At 37.7% G+C, this 17,034-nt stretch carries 23 protein-coding genes and 4 tRNA genes; 10 read left to right on the top strand and 17 right to left on the bottom strand.

Going from position 1 to position 17,034, the window contains the following annotated elements; all coding sequences use genetic code 11:
• Positions 1 to 6 precede the first annotated feature (6 nt).
• From Q7J54_03455 to Q7J54_03440, 4 genes are all read right to left on the bottom strand, one after another.
• A tRNA-Glu gene (locus tag Q7J54_03455) sits at positions 7 to 84 on the bottom strand.
• A 3-nt stretch (positions 85 to 87) separates the two neighbouring features.
• A tRNA-Ile gene (locus Q7J54_03450) sits at positions 88 to 271 on the bottom strand.
• Between the two features lie 49 nt (positions 272 to 320).
• Positions 321 to 392: transfer RNA gene (locus tag Q7J54_03445), tRNA-Gly, on the bottom strand.
• A gap of 3 nt (positions 393 to 395) precedes the next feature.
• Positions 396 to 468, bottom strand: a tRNA-Val gene (locus Q7J54_03440).
• A 20-nt stretch (positions 469 to 488) separates the two neighbouring features.
• On the opposite strand from Q7J54_03440, the gene Q7J54_03435 reads away from it, so the two are divergent.
• From Q7J54_03435 to Q7J54_03405, 7 genes are all read left to right on the top strand, one after another.
• On the top strand, positions 489 to 617 hold the full coding sequence (locus Q7J54_03435; GenBank protein MDO8740602.1) for a hypothetical protein: 129 nt from the start codon (positions 489 to 491) through the stop codon (positions 615 to 617).
• A gap of 65 nt (positions 618 to 682) precedes the next feature.
• Positions 683 to 1,441: a ScpA family protein gene (locus tag Q7J54_03430; protein MDO8740601.1), complete on the top strand. Its 759-nt coding sequence runs from the start codon at positions 683 to 685 to the stop codon at positions 1,439 to 1,441.
• Between the two features lie 58 nt (positions 1,442 to 1,499).
• On the top strand, positions 1,500 to 1,928 hold the full coding sequence (pfdA, locus tag Q7J54_03425) for a prefoldin subunit alpha (protein MDO8740600.1): 429 nt from the start codon (positions 1,500 to 1,502) through the stop codon (positions 1,926 to 1,928).
• A gap of 5 nt (positions 1,929 to 1,933) precedes the next feature.
• A complete protein-coding gene (gene ftsY, locus Q7J54_03420) occupies positions 1,934 to 3,274 on the top strand; it encodes a signal recognition particle-docking protein FtsY (GenBank protein ID MDO8740599.1) in 1,341 nt (446 codons plus the stop codon).
• A 43-nt stretch (positions 3,275 to 3,317) separates the two neighbouring features.
• Positions 3,318 to 3,866: a nucleotidyltransferase domain-containing protein gene (locus Q7J54_03415; protein MDO8740598.1), complete on the top strand. Its 549-nt coding sequence runs from the start codon at positions 3,318 to 3,320 to the stop codon at positions 3,864 to 3,866.
• Positions 3,867 to 3,996: 130 nt separating this feature from the next.
• Entirely contained in the window at positions 3,997 to 4,593 is a 597-nt protein-coding gene (locus Q7J54_03410) for a hypothetical protein (GenBank protein MDO8740597.1), read from the top strand.
• Positions 4,574 to 5,092: a HEPN domain-containing protein gene (locus Q7J54_03405; protein MDO8740596.1), complete on the top strand. Its 519-nt coding sequence runs from the start codon at positions 4,574 to 4,576 to the stop codon at positions 5,090 to 5,092. The genes Q7J54_03410 and Q7J54_03405 overlap by 20 nt, the downstream gene beginning before the upstream one ends.
• Before the next feature lie 69 nt (positions 5,093 to 5,161).
• Here Q7J54_03405 and Q7J54_03400 read toward each other — a convergent pair whose 3' ends face one another.
• Entirely contained in the window at positions 5,162 to 6,724 is a 1,563-nt protein-coding gene (locus tag Q7J54_03400; protein ID MDO8740595.1) for a YgiQ family radical SAM protein, read from the bottom strand.
• Between the two features lie 121 nt (positions 6,725 to 6,845).
• Here Q7J54_03400 and Q7J54_03395 point away from each other — a divergent pair, with 121 nt between their 5' ends.
• Positions 6,846 to 7,085, top strand: coding sequence for a hypothetical protein (locus Q7J54_03395; GenBank protein ID MDO8740594.1), 240 nt, complete (start codon positions 6,846 to 6,848; stop codon positions 7,083 to 7,085).
• Between the two features lie 7 nt (positions 7,086 to 7,092).
• Here the strand turns inward: Q7J54_03395 and Q7J54_03390 are convergent, their stop codons facing one another.
• The 10 genes from Q7J54_03390 to Q7J54_03345 form a co-directional block, all read right to left on the bottom strand.
• Entirely contained in the window at positions 7,093 to 7,773 is a 681-nt protein-coding gene (locus tag Q7J54_03390) for a DEAD/DEAH box helicase (GenBank protein MDO8740593.1), read from the bottom strand.
• A 63-nt stretch (positions 7,774 to 7,836) separates the two neighbouring features.
• The gene (locus tag Q7J54_03385) at positions 7,837 to 8,499 is read right to left on the bottom strand and encodes a 2,3-bisphosphoglycerate-dependent phosphoglycerate mutase (protein MDO8740592.1); all 663 of its coding nucleotides are present in this window, start codon (positions 8,497 to 8,499) and stop codon (positions 7,837 to 7,839) included.
• Positions 8,500 to 8,577: 78 nt separating this feature from the next.
• Positions 8,578 to 9,939 carry a phosphopyruvate hydratase gene (gene eno / locus Q7J54_03380; protein MDO8740591.1) on the bottom strand — a complete coding sequence of 454 codons (1,362 nt, stop codon included), beginning with the start codon at positions 9,937 to 9,939 and terminating at the stop codon, positions 8,578 to 8,580.
• 25 nt (positions 9,940 to 9,964) lie between these two features.
• The gene (locus tag Q7J54_03375; protein ID MDO8740590.1) at positions 9,965 to 10,759 is read right to left on the bottom strand and encodes a PAC2 family protein; all 795 of its coding nucleotides are present in this window, start codon (positions 10,757 to 10,759) and stop codon (positions 9,965 to 9,967) included.
• Entirely contained in the window at positions 10,756 to 10,932 is a 177-nt protein-coding gene (locus Q7J54_03370; GenBank protein ID MDO8740589.1) for an RNA-protein complex protein Nop10, read from the bottom strand. The genes Q7J54_03375 and Q7J54_03370 overlap by 4 nt, the downstream gene beginning before the upstream one ends.
• On the bottom strand, positions 10,929 to 11,702 hold the full coding sequence (locus Q7J54_03365) for a S1 RNA-binding domain-containing protein (protein MDO8740588.1): 774 nt from the start codon (positions 11,700 to 11,702) through the stop codon (positions 10,929 to 10,931). Before Q7J54_03365 ends, Q7J54_03370 begins: the two co-directional genes overlap by 4 nt.
• Positions 11,702 to 11,884: a 30S ribosomal protein S27e gene (locus Q7J54_03360; GenBank protein MDO8740587.1), complete on the bottom strand. Its 183-nt coding sequence runs from the start codon at positions 11,882 to 11,884 to the stop codon at positions 11,702 to 11,704. Before Q7J54_03360 ends, Q7J54_03365 begins: the two co-directional genes overlap by 1 nt.
• A gap of 61 nt (positions 11,885 to 11,945) precedes the next feature.
• Entirely contained in the window at positions 11,946 to 12,257 is a 312-nt protein-coding gene (locus Q7J54_03355) for a 50S ribosomal protein L44e (protein ID MDO8740586.1), read from the bottom strand.
• 41 nt (positions 12,258 to 12,298) lie between these two features.
• Positions 12,299 to 13,963, bottom strand: coding sequence for a polysaccharide deacetylase family protein (locus Q7J54_03350; GenBank protein ID MDO8740585.1), 1,665 nt, complete (start codon positions 13,961 to 13,963; stop codon positions 12,299 to 12,301).
• Entirely contained in the window at positions 13,960 to 14,589 is a 630-nt protein-coding gene (locus Q7J54_03345; GenBank protein MDO8740584.1) for a hypothetical protein, read from the bottom strand. Before Q7J54_03345 ends, Q7J54_03350 begins: the two co-directional genes overlap by 4 nt.
• 195 nt (positions 14,590 to 14,784) lie before the next feature.
• Here Q7J54_03345 and Q7J54_03340 point away from each other — a divergent pair, with 195 nt between their 5' ends.
• On the top strand, positions 14,785 to 14,937 hold the full coding sequence (locus Q7J54_03340) for a DUF5679 domain-containing protein (protein MDO8740583.1): 153 nt from the start codon (positions 14,785 to 14,787) through the stop codon (positions 14,935 to 14,937).
• Positions 14,938 to 14,977: 40 nt separating this feature from the next.
• On the opposite strand, the gene Q7J54_03335 is transcribed toward Q7J54_03340, so the two are convergent.
• Positions 14,978 to 15,706, bottom strand: coding sequence for a helix-turn-helix domain-containing protein (locus Q7J54_03335; GenBank protein MDO8740582.1), 729 nt, complete (start codon positions 15,704 to 15,706; stop codon positions 14,978 to 14,980).
• 94 nt (positions 15,707 to 15,800) lie between these two features.
• Between Q7J54_03335 and Q7J54_03330 the strand changes: the two genes are divergently transcribed.
• Positions 15,801 to 16,658 (top strand): hypothetical protein, encoded by an 858-nt coding sequence (locus tag Q7J54_03330; GenBank protein ID MDO8740581.1) that lies wholly within the window; start codon positions 15,801 to 15,803, stop codon positions 16,656 to 16,658.
• On the opposite strand, the gene Q7J54_03325 is transcribed toward Q7J54_03330, so the two are convergent.
• Positions 16,651 to 17,031: a hypothetical protein gene (locus Q7J54_03325; GenBank protein ID MDO8740580.1), complete on the bottom strand. Its 381-nt coding sequence runs from the start codon at positions 17,029 to 17,031 to the stop codon at positions 16,651 to 16,653. The genes Q7J54_03330 and Q7J54_03325 overlap by 8 nt on opposite strands.
• Between the last annotated feature and the right edge of the window lie 3 nt (positions 17,032 to 17,034).

The raw sequence follows: 17,034 nt of genomic DNA, 5'->3' as shown, positions 1-17,034 counted from the left end.
TGAAAATGGTGCCCCCAACGGGATTCGAACCCGTGTCTCAGCCTCGAAAAGGCCGAATGATTGGCCGGACTACACCATGGGGGCATATGAGTCCGCAGGGACTTTCAAATCCCGAGGAATTTGGTTCCCTCCGGGATATTTGAACCCCAGACCGCCGGCTGGCTTAGAGAATTTTTGGATTTTCGCATTGCGTCCAAAAATCTCATATAAGACTTACGCGTTTAAGATATTTCTTAAACACGGCGCTCTAACCAGACTGAGCTACGGACTCTTGAGAATGATTATTGCCAATCTGTTTATAAAATTTGTGCTTTAAAAAATGCGCCAGCCGAGAGTCGAACTCGGGTGAGAGCCTTGGCAAGGCCCTATCATAGCCACTAGATCACTGGCGCAAATGGGCCCAACCGGACTCGAACCGGCGACCTTCGCCTTGTAAGGGCGACGTTCTAGCCACTGAACTATGAGCCCATAATATGGAGATTTCTTGAATGATATTTAAACTTTATCAAAAACCACCTCTTACAGACGGGTGGCATATTGTGCAGTACGCCTTTAAGCCATACCTTACATTGAAGTGGTTTTTGAGCATGCTCGGAAATATATCAGTAAAAGACTGATGATATTTCCGACATATCAAAAACCTTATAAACTTTGAATAAAATTAAAATTAAAAAAGGTGAAAATGCCAAACAACGAGAGTATCTTCAAGATGATCGTCGAAGAAGATGAGTTGACATGGCAGACGATTCTTTATGATCTTGTCAGGACAGAGCAGATGGACCCCTGGGACATTGATATTTCGCTTCTGACCCAGAAATACATAGGGCTGGTCAAACAGCTAAAGCAAATGGATTTCAGGATTTCCGGGAAAGTGCTGCTTGCTGCCGCCATACTTCTTAAAATAAAGTCAAACCGCTTAGTTGGAGAAGATTTAGATGTATTAGACCGGCTGATTTCAGTAAGCGAGCAGGGCGATGATGAGGCATTCCTTGATGTGCTGGAGGAAACAAGAGGGGAGCCGGATGCTGAAAAGGCAAAGCTGATTCCAAGGACTCCGCAGCCAAGGAAAAGAAAGGTTTCGATTTATGACCTTGTGGGCGCATTAGAACAGGCATTGGAAGTCAAAAGAAGAAGGGTTCTGAGCAGAATGCCTGTAACTGATTTTGAAATCCCTAAAAAGGGCGTTGATATGACTCTTGTTGTAAGGGATGTTTACAGGAAGATCAAGGATTTCTTTGTATTTCATAAAAGATCAAAGCTGACATTCTCGAATCTTGTGCCTTCGCAAAGCAAGGAAGACAAAGTATATACATTTATTCCGCTGCTTCATCTGACTCACCAGAGGAAAATAGACCTTTGGCAGTACGAGCATTTCGGGGAGATTGAAGTTGAGCTGTTGAGGACGCAAAGACAGGCGGATAAAGAGCTTGGGATGATTTGATTCTTAATAATCAATAAACTTATAAATAAACATATCTTCCTGCTTCTTGGTGGTTTAATTGGAGAAGAATGAAAAACAGAAGGAGCTGAAAGAGAAATATATGGAGTTCCAGCTGATGAATGAGCAGTTTAAAAAGCTGCAGGAGCAGCTGCAGATGATAATGCAGCAGGGCATTGAACTAAACAATACTATTGGCAATCTTGATGATTTTAAAAAGATAGGGAAAGAGAATGATCTGTTTGTTCCCATTACAGGCGGTGTTTTTGCAAAAGCAAAGTTATTGGACAGCGAGGATGTACTTGTCAATGTTGGTGCAGGAGTTGTTATTAAAAAGCCAATAGATGACGTTAAAACATTATTAAGCGACCAATTAGGGCAGATGAATGCTGTTCAGCAGGAAATGCTGGCTAATCTGCAGATGGCTGGCGAAAGGGTGCAGCAGCTGGATGATGAGCTGCAAGATCTTGTAAAAGAATCCAAAGAGTGAGCTTAATGTTTAAATTTCTAAAGGAAAAGCTGCAGAAGGCTGTTTCTATATTCAGCAAAAAGGCTGAAGAAGAGATTGAAGAAAAAGAGGAGATAAAAGAAAAGCCTGCTGAAGAAGAAATAAAAACCGAAGAAAAGCGCATTGAAAAAGAAGAAAAACAGGCTGAAAAAAAGGAAATAAAAGAGGAATTAAAAGTAAAAGAGAAAGCGGCTGAAGACGAAGATATGACAGATTTGGAAAAGCCAAAATCGTTTTTTCAGAAAATAAAAGAAACATTTGCTAAAAAGAAAGAAACTAAAGAAGAGCCTGAAACCAAGCCAGAAGAAAAAGAGGAGATAAAAGAAAAGCCTGCTGAAAAAGAAATTAAAAAAATAGAGCCAACTGAAGAAGAGAAAGAGCACGAAGAAATAAAAGAAGAGGCAAAAGCTGAAGAAAAAGAAATTGAAGAAGAGCCTGAGAAAAAAGGATTTTTCAAGAAAATATCCGAGGCAATAACTAAGAAAGCTATTTCCGAGGAAAGATTTGATGAGCTGTTCTGGGATCTTGAGGTTGTTTTACTGGAGAATAATGTTGCTGTTGAAGTTATAGAAAAAATAAAGAACGATATGAAAAAAGAGGTTGTTGAAAAGAAGATTGACAGATTTAAGATTGAGGACGTAATCAAAAGAACCCTTAAAAACAGCATTGAAGACTTGTTCAAGGTCGAAAATATTGATTTGATCAAAAAAATAAAGGAGAAAAAAGAAAAGCCATATGTGATGATATTTTTTGGAGTGAATGGAGCCGGCAAGACAACTAATCTGGCAAAAGTGATTAATTTTTTTAAAAAGAATGGCTTAAGCTGTATTGTTGCAGCATCGGACACATTCAGGGTTGCAGCAATCGAGCAATTGGAGAAGCACTGCGAAGCGCTTGATGTCAGGATGATAAAGCACGGTTATGGGGCAGATGCAGCTGCTGTTGCGTTTGATGCAATACAGCATGCAAGAGCAAACAAGAAAGATGTTGTGCTGATAGATACTGCCGGAAGGCAGCACAGCAATGAAAATTTAATGGATGAAATGAAAAAGATTGTGAGGGTTACAAAGCCTGACCTCAAGATATTTGTTGGCGATTCCTTAACAGGAAATGACGCTGTTGAGCAGGCCAAGCAGTTCAACGAGTCAATCGGCATTGACGGAATAATACTGACAAAGGCTGATGTTGATGAGAAAGGAGGGGCTGCGATCTCAACAAGCTACATTACAAAGAAGCCGATCTTGTTCATTGGAGTTGGGCAGAAGTATGATGATCTGAAAGTTTTTGAGCCTGAGATGGTTGTTAGGGGATTGGGATTGGAAACTTGAATTTGGAAAGATTTAAATATTAGTTCCTATTATGGGAACTATTATGAAAAGCAAAGAAGATCACGTTCTTGAATTGTTTTTTGAAAATCCGACTAAAGAGTGGCATTTTGAAGAGATATTAAAAGAGGCAAAACTTGCGAGAAGCAAGGCAGACAGATGGCTTAAACAGTTTACTAAAGAAAAGCTGGTTAAAAGAGTAAAAGAAAGGGGCAAAATGCCATATTACACAGGCAATTATGAGTCTCCCGCTTACAAAAACAGGAAGAAATTGTTCGCATTAAACAAGCTTTATGACAGCGGATTTCTGAATCATTTAAGCTCGTTAAGAAAAGCTAAAACAGTCATACTTTTTGGCAGTTTTGCGCGCTCAGACTGGTACAAGAACAGCGATATAGATCTGTTTATTTACGGTGATCCAGAGGGCTTGAAGATAGGAAATTATGAAATGAAGCTCAGCAGGAATATACAGCTCTTTATTTGCCATAACCAGCAAGAACTGCATAAATTTGGGCTTGGATTGATCAGAAACATTATTAAAGGCAATCTTATTAAAGGCGATATGGACTTTGTGAAGGTGGGGATAAATGCCTGAATATCTGACGCAAAAAGAAGCAGAAGAAGCTTGATAATTTATGATGATTGTGGAATGTGATTTATTTCTTCAAAAAACCGAAAGTTTTATATACTAACTGCGAGTTAAGATATACTAACTACGAGTTAATATGAAAGGGCTGGCTGACAAGGAAATTGAAATATTGCTTCTTTTAGTTAAAGATATTTCCAATGATTACAATTCAAATAATATAACCAAAAAGATAAAGATCACTTCTGCCGGTGCGTTTAAGGCAATGAAAAGACTGGAAAGACAAAAGCTGATTGCAGGAAAAAGAATGGGCAAAGCAATATTTTATAAAGCGAATTTAGATGATTATTATGCATTCAGGGTTATAGAAACTCTGCTTATCAATGAAGCAAGGGAAAAGGCTTCAAGGTGGCTGCACGAGTTTACAGATTTATATGGCCATGCAGAGATTGCAATAATATTCGGCTCCATAGTTAATGATCCGAAAAATGCAAATGATATTGATTTATTGATGATAGCTAAAAAAGAAGATAATGGCGTCATAGACAAAATAATAAAAGAAAGAAGAACAATTTCTACAAGACCGATCCATGTGATAAAGATGACTCCCGAGGATTTAAATGCAAGCTTAAAAAGAAGAGATGAAGTGATTTTAAATATAATCGGCTCCTGTTATGTATTGCACGGATATAGTAAATTAGTGGAGGCGCTAAAAAATGTCAGAAGCAACCAATAAGGTTAAATGGTGTTTAGATAAGGCAAAAAAAGAGCTTCAGGACTCTAATCTGCATAGAGGGCTAGTTGAAACAGAAAAAGATGATGAATTGGCTAGAAGGCACATAACGAAAGCAGAGCATAACTTAAAAGCTGCCCTTTATCTTGAAAAAGGAGGGTTTTCAGACTGGTCTGTATCAGCATTCTTTTATTGCATCTATCATTGTTTCCTGGCCATCCTCATAAAATTTGGTTATGCATCAAGAAATCAAGAATGCACCCTGGCGGTAATAGAAATGCTTAAAGAGGAAGGGAAAATAGATATTGACCAAAAGTTCATAGATGCCTTAAAGATAGAAAAGATAGAAGAAAGGCAGGAGAGCAATATAATCGCCTTAAGGGAGAATTTCCAGTACACTGCTGATTTGGATTTTAAAGAAAAAGAGAAATTTAATAAACTGGTTGAAATGTGCAAAGAAGCGATAAACAAAACGAGAGAGATCGTATCAAAGACTTTGTAAAGTAAAGAAAAGCTCATCAATCGGATTTGGAAAGCTTCAATGCAGGGCTAGATAAAAAAGCCCTAAATTTTAGCTGTAAAGAATATTTTTTTGCTTTTTCTTCTCATTATAAGTATAGGGAATGTAAACCTTTTCCAAGGTGTAGGGATTTAATCCGGTATAATACATACATGTTGATACTGTCATCGGTGTTGGCGTAAATAATTGAACGCTTTCTGTATTTTTTAGTTTGCCTAATTTTGCAGCCAATACCTCAACTTCATCAAGAGTGCTTCCTGGATGCCCTGTCATGAAATAGTATTTTAAAGACTGATTTAAAGGCAGATTATATTTATCAAACATCTGCTTAAACTTATCAAAACTTTTGCTTGATTTGTTCATAAGCTTAAGCACTTTTTCAGAAAAATGCTCCGGTGCTATTTTTAAGCATCCGCTTATGTGATATTTTGATAATTCTTTTACATATTCTTCGCTTTCAACAGCCAGATCATATCTTATTCCCGATCTTATGAAAATCTTTTTTATCCCGGGTATTTTCCTGGCTTCTCTCATAAGATGCACGAGCCTTGAATGCGATTTATCTAAATGTTTGCAGCTCATACAAATGCTATTATCGCATTTCACACAATCCATGCCGTACATATTTGCGGAAGCCCCGCCAAAATCATCAATGTATCCTTTGAAATCTTTGTGTTTTGTAATTTTTTTCAATTCATCTAAAATTGATTTTTCGCTTCTTGAAACGATCCTGCTTCCCTGATGCAGGGAAATTGAGCAGAAATTGCAATCACCTATGCAGCCGCGATGGGTTACAACACTGAACTGAGCCATCCTGAATTCCGGGAATTTTTTCGGGATATCCCTTGAATAATCTAATCCATAGATGTAATCCAATTCCTGAGCTGTATAATTGTGCGCCTTATACTGCAAAACGTATTTATCTGCTGTTTTTTGCGCAATATTCTTTTTTTGCGAAAACATCAGCTGCATCCTGCAGAAAACTTTTTTGTCTTCTGAGGCTTCTTCATAGGAGGGAATTATTTCAAAATCTTTTGGAGCATTATCTGAAACAATGCAGGTGCCCTCTATATTTTCAATGCTTTTTCCTTGTTTTAGCTTATCAGCTATCTCAATTATCTGGTATTCCCCGCTTCCATAAACAAGGATATTTGCCCTTGAATCAAACAATATGCTCTTTCTCAGGCCATTATTCCAATAGTCATAATGCGTAAATCTCCTCATAGAAGCTTCTATTCCGCCGATCACCAGAACAGAATCCTTAAATAACTGCCTCAGCTTATTGCAATATACAATTACAGCCCTGTCAGGGATTCCTGAATAATACGGGTGTTTTTTGTCTTCAGACCTTAATTTTTTCAAAGGGGTATAATTAACCAGCATCGAATCAATTGAGCCGGAAGTAACTCCGAAAAATAATTTAGGCCTGCCGAATTTTAAGAAATCTTTATCTGTTTTCCAATCCGGCTTTTCAATTACAGCCACAGAATAGCCTTTGTCTTGTAAAACTCTGACCAGGATGCCGGCAGCAGACATCGGATGATCTGCATAATATTCCCCGCTTACCAGAATGACATCATATTGCTGCATATCCTGCATATTTAATTCAGCCATTATAAATGTTATGGTGCGGTATTGAAACACCATCATAAAAATTCGCTGAGAGACTTGATTTCGGAAAGATTTATATAATGAAACATCGAAATCATACAAAAACAACACGGAGGTGTTATTTATGGCTGATAAAAAACCGGATAAGACATTGGCAATAGTTGGGTTGATCCTAAACATAGTAATATTGCCGGGATTGGGAACAATAATAGCAGGAAGGACAAAAACAGGAGTGATACAGCTTGTGCTTTACATAATTGGAATACCTTTGATATTTGCCTTTGGGCTTGGCTTAGTGTTAATGGTGGCAATGTGGATCTGGGCTTTAGTAACAGGAATACAGATATTGCAGCAGGCAAGCTAGAACTAAGTTATTTTTCTTCTTTTTCTTTAAATTCTATTTTTCCATCTAAATAAATCCCCTTGCGCAGCTCTACAGGCCTCCAGCTGTCAATGATGAGTTCTGCATTGAGCCATTCTGCAAGCTCCTCCGGGTTGCCTATTGTTGCGGAGAGGGCGATCAGCTGCACATTTTTCAGAATCTCCCTCAGGATTGTGAGCAGGATCTCCAAAGTCGGGCCTCTGCCCGGATCATTCATCAGATGGATTTCATCTATGATGATTGTTCTGACATACTTAAGCCACGGAGTATGATGCCTTATCAATGAATCCAGCTTTTCAGCAGTGCATATTATGAAGTCATAATCAATGAGATAGGAGTCTGCAGAATCAATGTCGCCTATTGATAATGCGATTTTAATGAATTTGCCGTATTTATTTGAAAATTCTTTGAATTTTTCATTTGCCAATGCTTTCAGAGGAACGATGTAGATGGCTTTTCCCCTGCCTTCCATTATTGAGCTTATGGCAGCCAACTCTGCAACCAATGTTTTTCCGGATGCAGTTGGCGTGCAAACCAGAAGATTCTTTCCTTCAAGAAGGCCTTTGCTTATTGATTTTTCCTGGCAGGGACGCAGTTCTTTTATGTCTAACTGTTCCAGCGTGCTAAATAAGTCTTTGGGGATTTTTGATTTGATATCGTTAAGGTGCATAGCATAAAGAAAAACTAACGCATTATTAAACTTTCGCCTGCCACTCCTTGGTCTTTTTTTAATTTAAGCATTGATAGCATACTCAAAATAATCGTCAAACGGATTTTCCAGCTTCATCATCTCTTCCTTGCTGAGATGCTCAAAATATCTTCTGAACGGCCTCATTGAATTACCATGGGCAGAAATGGCAACATTAATCTTCTCTTTTTTCATTTTTTTCAAGAGATCTTTAATAAATTGCAGAACTCGTTTTTCAACCATCTTAATGCTCTCTCCGTGCGGCGGGGAAACACTATAAGATCTTCGTATAATGTGCAACTCAGATTCCCCCACTTGCTGAATGAAATTTTCTCTTTCTTTCCCATGCAGATGGTCTATTTTATGCCAATGCAGCAATGTTTTATAAGAATCTTCGCCTTCGGTTTGTATGAACTCTTTGTGCGACTTTCCCTCTAAATCACCATATGAGCGCTCAATCATCCGGTCATCTTCAATGATTTTTTTACACTCAGGGTGATATTTTAATATTTCTTTCAATGTGTCCTTCGATCGTAAAAGATGAGTGCGATAAGAAACATCTATTTCTTTATTCTTTAATTTTTTTGCTAATGCTTTGGCTTGTTTTATGCCGAACGGGGTTAATTTGGAGTCCTTCCAGCCTGTAAAATAATGCCTTCTATTATAGTATGTCTGAGCATGCCTAAAAATATAAATCTTCAATTTCATCTATGCGCCTCCTATATCCTGCTTTTACGAGATGTTTAATATATAAAACTTTTGTTCAATGTGCAAACAATAAAGAAATCAGACAATCTTCCTAAAATCCTTTCCTGCCACTTTTGCTTTGCTTCCTAATTCGTCCTCTATTTCCATTAATCTGTTGTATTTTTCCACTCTTTCCCCACGAGAAGGACCTACCTTGATAAAGCCAGAGTTAACAGCGACAGCCAGATCAACCATTGCTGTATCATTTGTTTCACCGCCGCCACGATGGCTTATAACTGTCATAAAGCCATGTTTTCTCGCCAGCATACAACACTCAATAGTCTCTGATAATGTTCCTATTTGATTTAATTTTATCAAAATTGCATTCATTGCTTTCATATCAATGGCTTTTTGCAGTCTTTTTGAATTGGTTACTGTAAGATCATCACCAATAACAGATATTTTATTTCCTAATTTTTTTGTTAATTTTACCCAGCCATCCCAATCATCTTCACTTAAACCATCTTCTAATGTAATTATTGGGTATTTTTCAATCCATCTTGAGAAATAATCGATAAGCTCTTCTGAAGTAAACTCTTTGCCGCCTTCATTATTAAGAACATACTTCCCTTTTTCTTTGTCAAATAGTTCAGAGACGGCCGGGTCTATGGAAATAGCAACGTCCTTGCCTGCCTGGTGGCCTGCGTCTTTTATTGCTTTTAAGATAAGATCAAAAGGCATCTCATTAGATCCCATTGATGCTGGAGCAAATGCTCCTGTTATTGTTACATCTGGCTGTTTGATATTTAAAGATGTTGCAAAGGCCCCCTCATTCCCAACATTTGTGTTAAGCCCGATTTCCTTGAAAACTTTTTTTAACTGCAAATAAACTTCAATCCCGGCTCTTACATTCTCTTTCACAGACCGGCCGCCTATTGGAGAAACCATATACTCCTGGAAGTCGGTTGATTTATCTGCATGCTTTCCGCCTTCAATAACCACCATCATAGGATTTGGCAGTCTCCAATCTTTTATATCCAGCTTAAACGCTTCTCTTATATATTTATAAAGAGGCACTTTTTTTTCATTAGCCATTGCCCTTGCTACAGCCACACTCACACCAAGTATTGCATTAGCTCCCAGATTTTTCTTATTCTCGCTGCCGTCTAATTTAATCATTGTCTTGTCTATTTCAAGCTGATTTGAAGCATCTTTGCCTTTTAGTACAGATGCTATTTTTACATTTACATTTTCAACAGCCTTGAGCATCCCTTTTCCATCATATCTTTTCTTGTCCCCGTCTAAAAGAACAAAAGCCTCATGAATTCCAGCAGAAGCACCGTAAGGGACAGAAGCTATGCCAACAGCGCCTGATTCCAATTCGCATTTAACTTCAATTGATGGAGTTGAGCCAGAACTTAGTATTTCTCTTGCCTTTATTGCCTTAATTTCATTCGCCATATTATCACCTTTTTATGAAATTTAATTATCCGATATAATTAGTGTCCTTGAACTTGCTTTTCATCCCCTTTAAGCTTGTCTGCTTTATAGCTTCGCTTAAATTTTTTGTCTTCTGAATCATCTCTTTTTCAAGGTTATTTATGTCTTTTTCAAGCTTTTTCAAATTAAGGCCGAGTTTCAGTTTTTTATCAAGGACTTTCAATATCTCCTGGCTTTCTTTGATGCCTATATGCATTGGATGGCCAAATGTTTCAGCAAGGAAAGTAACAGCATTTATGTTTCTTCTTTTAGCCATGCCAAGCAAAACGCCTGATACGCCGATTATCGGGCCGACAGTGCCGTAAATCTTGTCTTCGACATCAACGCCTTCTTTGTATTTCTTTATTATTTCCTTTGAATTGCCAGTGCAATAAACTTTTGATTTTTTAGGGGCAGACTGCAGGCCAATCCCGCCAAGAGTTATTATTTCCTTTACATTGTTCTTTTCAATTATGTCAAGCACTTTGTCGCAGAACTCAAAACATGCCCCTTCGTTGACAGGCTGTATATCGCCTCCCAGAAGCAGAAGATCGTTCCTTTTATCATTGAACTTTTTATAATACATGCCTATTTTGGGCAGCTCGACAAGATTGTCTTCATTCACAAAAACAGAATGGGGAAAATCATAAGAGAAGAAATCGTAGGCTTTTTTTGCCTTGAGGTCATCTATCAGAAAATCCTCTGCTATTTTTCCGACATTGCCGATGCCGGGCATGCCTTCTATCAGAATAGGATTGTTGAGCTTCGGAATTGCTGCAACCTTTTTAATCTCCCACATCATACCAGCCCCTTTTTCTCAAACTCTTCTTTTTTTGCCTTTCGCCTGTATTCCCCATACTTGTCTTCAGGAGAATATTTTGGCGGCCTTGCGCTTACTGCCTTGCCGCCGCAATCGCAAACTTCTTTTAATGTATATTTTCCGCATCCAATGCATTTCAAAATATGCGCACTCATTTTATTCTGACGAATGCACCTTCGCCATTCTTTTTCTTGATAAATGATGTAGCATTATCCATTGCCGTGTTAAGCAGGTTCTCAGCTTCCTTGTAATCATCGGCATTTACATCAACAACATATTTGCCGCCTCCCTTGTATCTTATTGTGAGCTTGTCAGATATCTTTGCATTTTTTAAGGCATCTTTTACTATTTCGATCCCATTCGGCTGGTAGCTTTTCAGCATAAGCTCTCCGTTTATTGCAACCTGCTGTTTTTTTATTCTTGATTTTACAAGCTCTTCCAAGCTCTTTGCAGTTTTTTTCTCAATGCCCAATAATTCCAAGCTTGTTTTGCCTTCAACAATGTCATAAAAGCAGGCATAGATACGGGAATATTTTTTAAGAATAATGCCTGCAATTGAATCATATAATTTTGTAACATCGATGCTCAGCTCTTTTGCAGCCTGCTCGATTATCTTTTCAGCCAGCTGCTCTTTTTTGACCTGGTCCAGCTTGTTTTTCTTTTGAGTTTCTGTGACTCTTCTTAAAGAAAGGTCAATATGGCCTTTTTCTGAGTCAATTCTCAGTACTTTGCAGACAACTTTTTTGTCCTTCTTTACAAAATCGTAGATGTTCCTTATTCTTCCAGGAGCAACTTCTGAAATATGAATCATGCCCATTCTTCCATATTCATCAAGGCCGCAGAAAACAGAATGATATTGGATGTCAGTTACAGTGCATAAAACGAGTTCATCCTCTTCGGGAAAACCTGTTTTTTTGAAAAACATTACTCCAGCACCTCTAGAACGCGGCCTTTTACACGCGTCTTGCCTCCAGTCGGCTCTATCAATGGCTTACCGCAGACAAGGCAGTTGACAACAGAAGTTGCCTTTCCAAAGCATATCTGCTCATTCTTGCATTTGGCGCATCTTATTTTTATGAATTTGCTTGTTGGCTCTTTTAGTTTCATGTTTAAAACCCCCTCGATATTGAAAAGAGAAAAAAGAGAGCTATTTATATAGTTTTCGAACTTATTGCTTGAATTCCACTTTTTTGGCCCTTATTCCCTTCTTCTGGACATGCTGCTTCTTGCAGACCTTGCATTCGTATCTCAGATCAGTCTTCTTTGTCTGCTTCTTGCCTGTCATCTTGAATTTTGTGACAGCGGGCTTTGAATAACGGCCAAGATTGCCATGGCCTCTTGCCTGGCCTCTTTTTCTGGCTCTGTACTTAGAACCATAGGACATTGAAGACGGGCTTCTCTTCTTGCCGAAGATTATAGCATGCTCTGTATGCTTTTTGCAATAAGGGCAGTAGCGCTTTGTTGTTTTTGGCAGCTTCATGCTTCAAAGAAATTGCGGACTATTTAAAAACCTTTTGTTGTTTAAGCGCTGATGGCTTTTAGCCTGCGATATATCTCTTCTGAATGAATGCATCCGAATTCCAGGGCTTTCTTGTAGAATTCACCAGATTCTTTGTATTTTTTTAATTCAAAATAAACCTGCCCCAAATTGAAATAAGCATCGCTGTTTTTATTGTCAATTTTGATGATTTTTTCATAGCACGAAATTGCGTCTTCGTATTTTTTCAGATGAACATAGATTTCGCCAAGGATGATGTAGGATCTTATGTACTTTTTATCAGCTTCTACTGCCCTGCTTAAACTCTTTATTGCTTCTTCAGTGTTGTTTAAGAATTTAAAATTTATCAGCGCAATGTCGCAGCATGCCTTTACATCTTTTGGGTTTTTTTCCAGCCTTTTTTTAGAATATTCCAGATATTTCAACTGCTTTTCTTTCAGTGTTTCATCAAAGCCCCCAAAATGGTGTATTGGGATGTCTATGCTCGATATTCTGCCTTTATTCTTCATAATGGAATTTTCAATTGCTTCATGGACTGCCCCTTCATATCTGTATTTTTTATTATTCCTGAACAATCTTGCAAGCTCTATTGGCAGATATCCTGAATAGCCTTCTCTTTTTTCGCTTAATTTCACCCAGCCGACATCGTTTTCATTATTGGAATAATTAAATAACATGAGCCTGAAGGCATCAAAATCCTCGAATTCCATTATTCTTTTTATGTTCAGCAGATCTTTCCTGTCAATAACCTCATCGGCATCTATTGTCAATATCCAGTCTGATGCTGCACTCTGCAGATAAGCATTCCTTGCTTCGCTGAAATCATTTTTCCACTCGTGCTTTATTATTTTTGCGCCAAAACTTTCTGCAATCTCAATTGTTTTATCTTCTGAGCCTGTATCAACAACGATTATTTCGTCAGCAATATCTTTGATGCTGTCCAGGCATCTTTTAATAACGTTTTCTTCATTTTTTACAATCATGCAGGCGCTTAAAGTAGGGGTTGCCAGCAATTTTATGAATTTTCCAAGAAAAACATCATTTGTTACCCATCTTCTGGATAGCTCTAATGGCGGCAGAAATTTATTGTTCAGTGTGCTTCTTATTGTAACAGCAGTCTTATAGCCTGATTCTTCTACTTTTTTAACAACATTCTCATTGAAAAGGCCATAGGGATAAGAAAAATCTTCAACTTTTTTGTTTATTTTTTCTTCGATGATATTTTTTGAATTTTTTATTTCATCATTTAAGCTGTTTTCATCTGATTTTGTCAGATCGTTATGGGTTTTTCCATGGCAGCCAATAACAAAACCTTTTTCAGACAGCTCTTGTATATCATTCCAGCTCATAAAAGCAGAATATGCTTCGCTCTCCGGAATGTTCTTTCCATCTGCCCAGTCTGAGGTGATGTAAAAAACCGCATTAAAGTTGTTTTCTTCAAGCAATGGAGCTGCATATTTTTTTGTGCCTTCCCTTCCGTCATCGAAAGTCAGCATTATTGGCTTTTCAGGAAGGTTTTTGTTGTTTACAAGAAATTCGTAAATATCGTCAGGGGTTATTGCCTGAAATTTGTTTTTGACAAGATAGTTGATCTGCTCCCTGAACATTGATGGCGAGATTGTCCACTTGTTCTTTATAACAGGCGCTATTTCGTGGTACATCAAAACAGGAATGTCTTTTCTTTTCATTCTCCTTCAATCTCTTCAGCCCTCCCCTTGCTTATAAGAAGATCTGCAATTTCTGAAGGAAGGTTTGCAATATTCTCCTCTTCAAAGGGGCCGTAAACTTCAAGCTCTTTTCCAACAAACTTCGGCACAGAGCTTAGGAACCTTATTGTTTTTGTTTCTTTAGCCTGAATTTCTTTTTTTTCAGGTTCTTCTTTGGCATGCTCAAACAAAGGCAGTTTTTCATTAAGAACGCTAAAGAGCACTTTATCCCTGAAATTGTCAAAGACAAGCAAAAGCTGGTCGAAAAGCATCTTTTCTTCATCCAAAAACGCTGAAGCGTCTATCAGGCTGGATTTAATCCTTGATTTGGCCAATGCCATGCTTATTATCTTCTTCTCCCTTCTCTCATAGAACTCTCTTAATATCTTGCTTAAGTTTGCAAGCTGCTTGGTTGTCTTCTCTTTTTCCTCTTCAGCAAACAGTTCGCTTTCTGCTTTAAGCATTATCTGCCTTTTATCCTTCAGATAATTCACAACGTCTCCGAAGAAAGAATCGTCCAACTTCTGCAAGTCCTCTCTTTCCTTTTCCCTTCTGAGAAGATCGAACAGAGTTTCAAGAGTTATAATAACTTCCTTATCGCTTTCCATTTTCCCCCAAGGCTTCTAATTATCCACTAATATATAAAGATTTATTTTTTTGCAAGGTGATGTTACAAAGTACCATAATACTGCATGAAAAATGCCACTTTATACTTTACTTTCCCAAAGATTTATAAATAATGGGTATTTTTAAGTTGCTAAGCTGTATATTGGCTTTAAAATCTAAATATTGAGGTGAATAAAATGGCTGGAATTCAAGGATATTGCGTGAAGTGCAAAAAGAAAGTGGATATACAAGGCGGAAAAGAGTCTGTTACTTCGAATAAAAAGAAGATCCTGAAAGGCAAATGCCCTAAATGCACAACAACAGTGTGCAGGATTCTAGGAAAGGCATAAGTTTATTATTTTATTTTTTCTTTTTTAATTAAAAAAGCAATCAGAGTTCTTTCCACATCTTTTCAAATTGTTCTTTATACAGTTTGGCAACATCCTTGCTTTCTATTCTTATAGTTAATGGCGTATCTGTCAGTACAAACATTACAACCTTATTGCCATAAACAAATAATGCTACTGGATTAAAGGATTGTTGCAATTTTTTGTAAGTAACCATGGTATGCCGATATATTTGGGCACCCTCGACATAGAATTGCCTAGATCTAATATGATATTTTTCACGTTCAATAAAATACCGTTTAAGGAAGTGTTCTGGAACATACTTCTTAAATTCCTCGCCTAGAGTATTAAAAGCCAACATCTCTTTTCCAGTCTTGATTATATCATTGAGTATAGTCTTAATGCCCTCACTACCTTCCAAGACTTCAACTAGCGGCTTATTCGCCAAAGGTTGGCGCAGTGATTTGAGTTGCGGCATTATGGATTGTATAGATAGGTATTTTTGTTGAAGAATTTTTTCTTGGTCCTTAAGATGTTCTAGAAGTTTATTGGGATCTGTAGGCATAAAGTATCTGCTACCATTCTTCAATACATAAGATGCCAAACCCTTATGCAGTAATTTATTTAGCGCATCATAAACGTGGGGTCTGGATATTTTTGTACGTCTGGCAATATCTGAAGCCAAACATTCGTTTAACTGCAATAATATGACATAAACCTCGGTTTCATTCTCGGTAAGTCCTGCACTTTTTAAAATATTGCCATCAAACATGGGCATTGAAATATGTTGGAGTTTTTAAAGTTTACTATAGTTGTACTATGATGGTACAACATAAATTAAAATACATACATGTTATCATTCCATTATGATAAACTGCATTATTGATGCATCTTATGACCAGTATGCTTGGAGATCCAGATTGACAAAATGCCCTCTACACGAACAAGACCTTACAGATATGAAATTAATGGGGCATAAAGATGCACAGCGGAAACTGCTTTACAAAAGCAGCGAGCGTGACAACTGCACACTTATGCAAGGTGCAGGATTTTTGTATAAGCGCAGAGTATATCTGACCCTGGGCGTCGGTTCAATAAACATTTTAGAGGCATTCTCTCAATTTGGTGAAGTTGAAGGCATCGTTGGTACCGGTAATGCTTTGTTTTTATCTAAAGATTTCAAAAATGTCTATAGCACTTTATCGTATGAAGAAACTATCAACAGATACGAGATTGACAAAACTAACAGGACATTCAAATATTCTGAAGGAGGGCCAATAGGGCCATTGATTGTTCTTAATAGAGTATTTTGCAACTATGAAGAATATGTGCATATTAAGGGGTCTAGATGTAATGATTTGGCTTTTGACTTGGGCAATGCCTTTTTTGTTAAACCTATGAAGTTTGGCCATGAAAGATCAAGGCTTAGGGCAAAGTTTGTGAATGCTGTTAGAACCGTCCATTGTGTGCATCACCCCACAATTATGGAAAAAGAGCTGTTTTTTGACTCTGCTGACAACATTAAAAATATCATTAATAATTTTGATGGATATTTCCTTAAAGGATATACTTACTTTTCCAATACTTTCGCTAACTCCATAGGGATGGTTGCAAATTTTAAACTAAGACTTTTAGATAACCCTTCAGAAATTGTAAGCTACACCATACTAAAGCTAGTAGAAGAGTTTTCAAGAAATCAGGAACAAAACATCAAATTCACTTAAAATTCTCAAGCACGAAATTGGTCATCATCTCATTCCCTGCTGCCTTGTAGAGCTTTAATGCCTCTGCCATTAATCCGAGGTTTACACATTCTGCTGCAATGGCTTCGATCCTTGCAATATCGCCGGAATTCTCTATTGCCAATGCTGCCAGCCTTATCTGCTTCTCTTTCGCAAAGTCTTCTGCCAGTTTAATCAGTTTTTCTTTTTCTCCAGCCAATGCAAGTGCTTTCACACCATCTTCAAACTTGCCCATTCTAACCAGCTGGCTGCCTGCATCGCCAAGGATCATTTTCCTGTTCTTTTCATCCAGCATAGAAATGTTTACCTTGTCCATCCCTTTTTCAATGATCAGATCGACAAAATTGCTTGCCATATT

Source organism: Candidatus Woesearchaeota archaeon (assembly GCA_030651135.1).
In the GTDB taxonomy this organism is placed as follows: Archaea; Nanobdellota; Nanobdellia; order Woesearchaeales; family JACPBO01; genus JACPBO01.
The sequence above is the reverse complement of the archived record's forward strand: the minus strand, read 5'-3'. Positions and strand labels throughout refer to the sequence as shown.

What these genes read in the sequence shown, in the direction of transcription:
- Q7J54_03390 (MDO8740593.1), bottom strand. Translation starts at nt 7,773, where the DNA reads ATGCACCTTAACGATATCAAATCAAAAATCCCCAAAGACTTATTTAGC.
- Q7J54_03405 (MDO8740596.1), top strand. Translation starts at nt 4,574, where the DNA reads ATGTCAGAAGCAACCAATAAGGTTAAATGGTGTTTAGATAAGGCAAAA.
- Q7J54_03370 (MDO8740589.1), bottom strand. Translation starts at nt 10,932, where the DNA reads ATGAGTGCGCATATTTTGAAATGCATTGGATGCGGAAAATATACATTA.
- Q7J54_03350 (MDO8740585.1), bottom strand. Translation starts at nt 13,963, where the DNA reads ATGAAAAGAAAAGACATTCCTGTTTTGATGTACCACGAAATAGCGCCT.
- ftsY (MDO8740599.1), top strand. Translation starts at nt 1,934, where the DNA reads ATGTTTAAATTTCTAAAGGAAAAGCTGCAGAAGGCTGTTTCTATATTC.
- Q7J54_03335 (MDO8740582.1), bottom strand. Translation starts at nt 15,706, where the DNA reads ATGTTTGATGGCAATATTTTAAAAAGTGCAGGACTTACCGAGAATGAA.
- eno (MDO8740591.1), bottom strand. Translation starts at nt 9,939, where the DNA reads ATGGCGAATGAAATTAAGGCAATAAAGGCAAGAGAAATACTAAGTTCT.
- Q7J54_03375 (MDO8740590.1), bottom strand. Translation starts at nt 10,759, where the DNA reads ATGATGTGGGAGATTAAAAAGGTTGCAGCAATTCCGAAGCTCAACAAT.
- Q7J54_03345 (MDO8740584.1), bottom strand. Translation starts at nt 14,589, where the DNA reads ATGGAAAGCGATAAGGAAGTTATTATAACTCTTGAAACTCTGTTCGAT.
- Q7J54_03325 (MDO8740580.1), bottom strand. Translation starts at nt 17,031, where the DNA reads ATGGCAAGCAATTTTGTCGATCTGATCATTGAAAAAGGGATGGACAAG.
- Q7J54_03435 (MDO8740602.1), top strand. Translation starts at nt 489, where the DNA reads ATGATATTTAAACTTTATCAAAAACCACCTCTTACAGACGGGTGGCAT.
- Q7J54_03355 (MDO8740586.1), bottom strand. Translation starts at nt 12,257, where the DNA reads ATGAAGCTGCCAAAAACAACAAAGCGCTACTGCCCTTATTGCAAAAAG.
- Q7J54_03365 (MDO8740588.1), bottom strand. Translation starts at nt 11,702, where the DNA reads ATGTTTTTCAAAAAAACAGGTTTTCCCGAAGAGGATGAACTCGTTTTA.
- Q7J54_03410 (MDO8740597.1), top strand. Translation starts at nt 3,997, where the DNA reads ATGAAAGGGCTGGCTGACAAGGAAATTGAAATATTGCTTCTTTTAGTT.
- Q7J54_03385 (MDO8740592.1), bottom strand. Translation starts at nt 8,499, where the DNA reads ATGAAATTGAAGATTTATATTTTTAGGCATGCTCAGACATACTATAAT.
- Q7J54_03400 (MDO8740595.1), bottom strand. Translation starts at nt 6,724, where the DNA reads ATGGCTGAATTAAATATGCAGGATATGCAGCAATATGATGTCATTCTG.
- Q7J54_03330 (MDO8740581.1), top strand. Translation starts at nt 15,801, where the DNA reads ATGATAAACTGCATTATTGATGCATCTTATGACCAGTATGCTTGGAGA.
- Q7J54_03360 (MDO8740587.1), bottom strand. Translation starts at nt 11,884, where the DNA reads ATGAAACTAAAAGAGCCAACAAGCAAATTCATAAAAATAAGATGCGCC.
- Q7J54_03395 (MDO8740594.1), top strand. Translation starts at nt 6,846, where the DNA reads ATGGCTGATAAAAAACCGGATAAGACATTGGCAATAGTTGGGTTGATC.
- Q7J54_03430 (MDO8740601.1), top strand. Translation starts at nt 683, where the DNA reads ATGCCAAACAACGAGAGTATCTTCAAGATGATCGTCGAAGAAGATGAG.
- Q7J54_03415 (MDO8740598.1), top strand. Translation starts at nt 3,318, where the DNA reads ATGAAAAGCAAAGAAGATCACGTTCTTGAATTGTTTTTTGAAAATCCG.
- Q7J54_03340 (MDO8740583.1), top strand. Translation starts at nt 14,785, where the DNA reads ATGGCTGGAATTCAAGGATATTGCGTGAAGTGCAAAAAGAAAGTGGAT.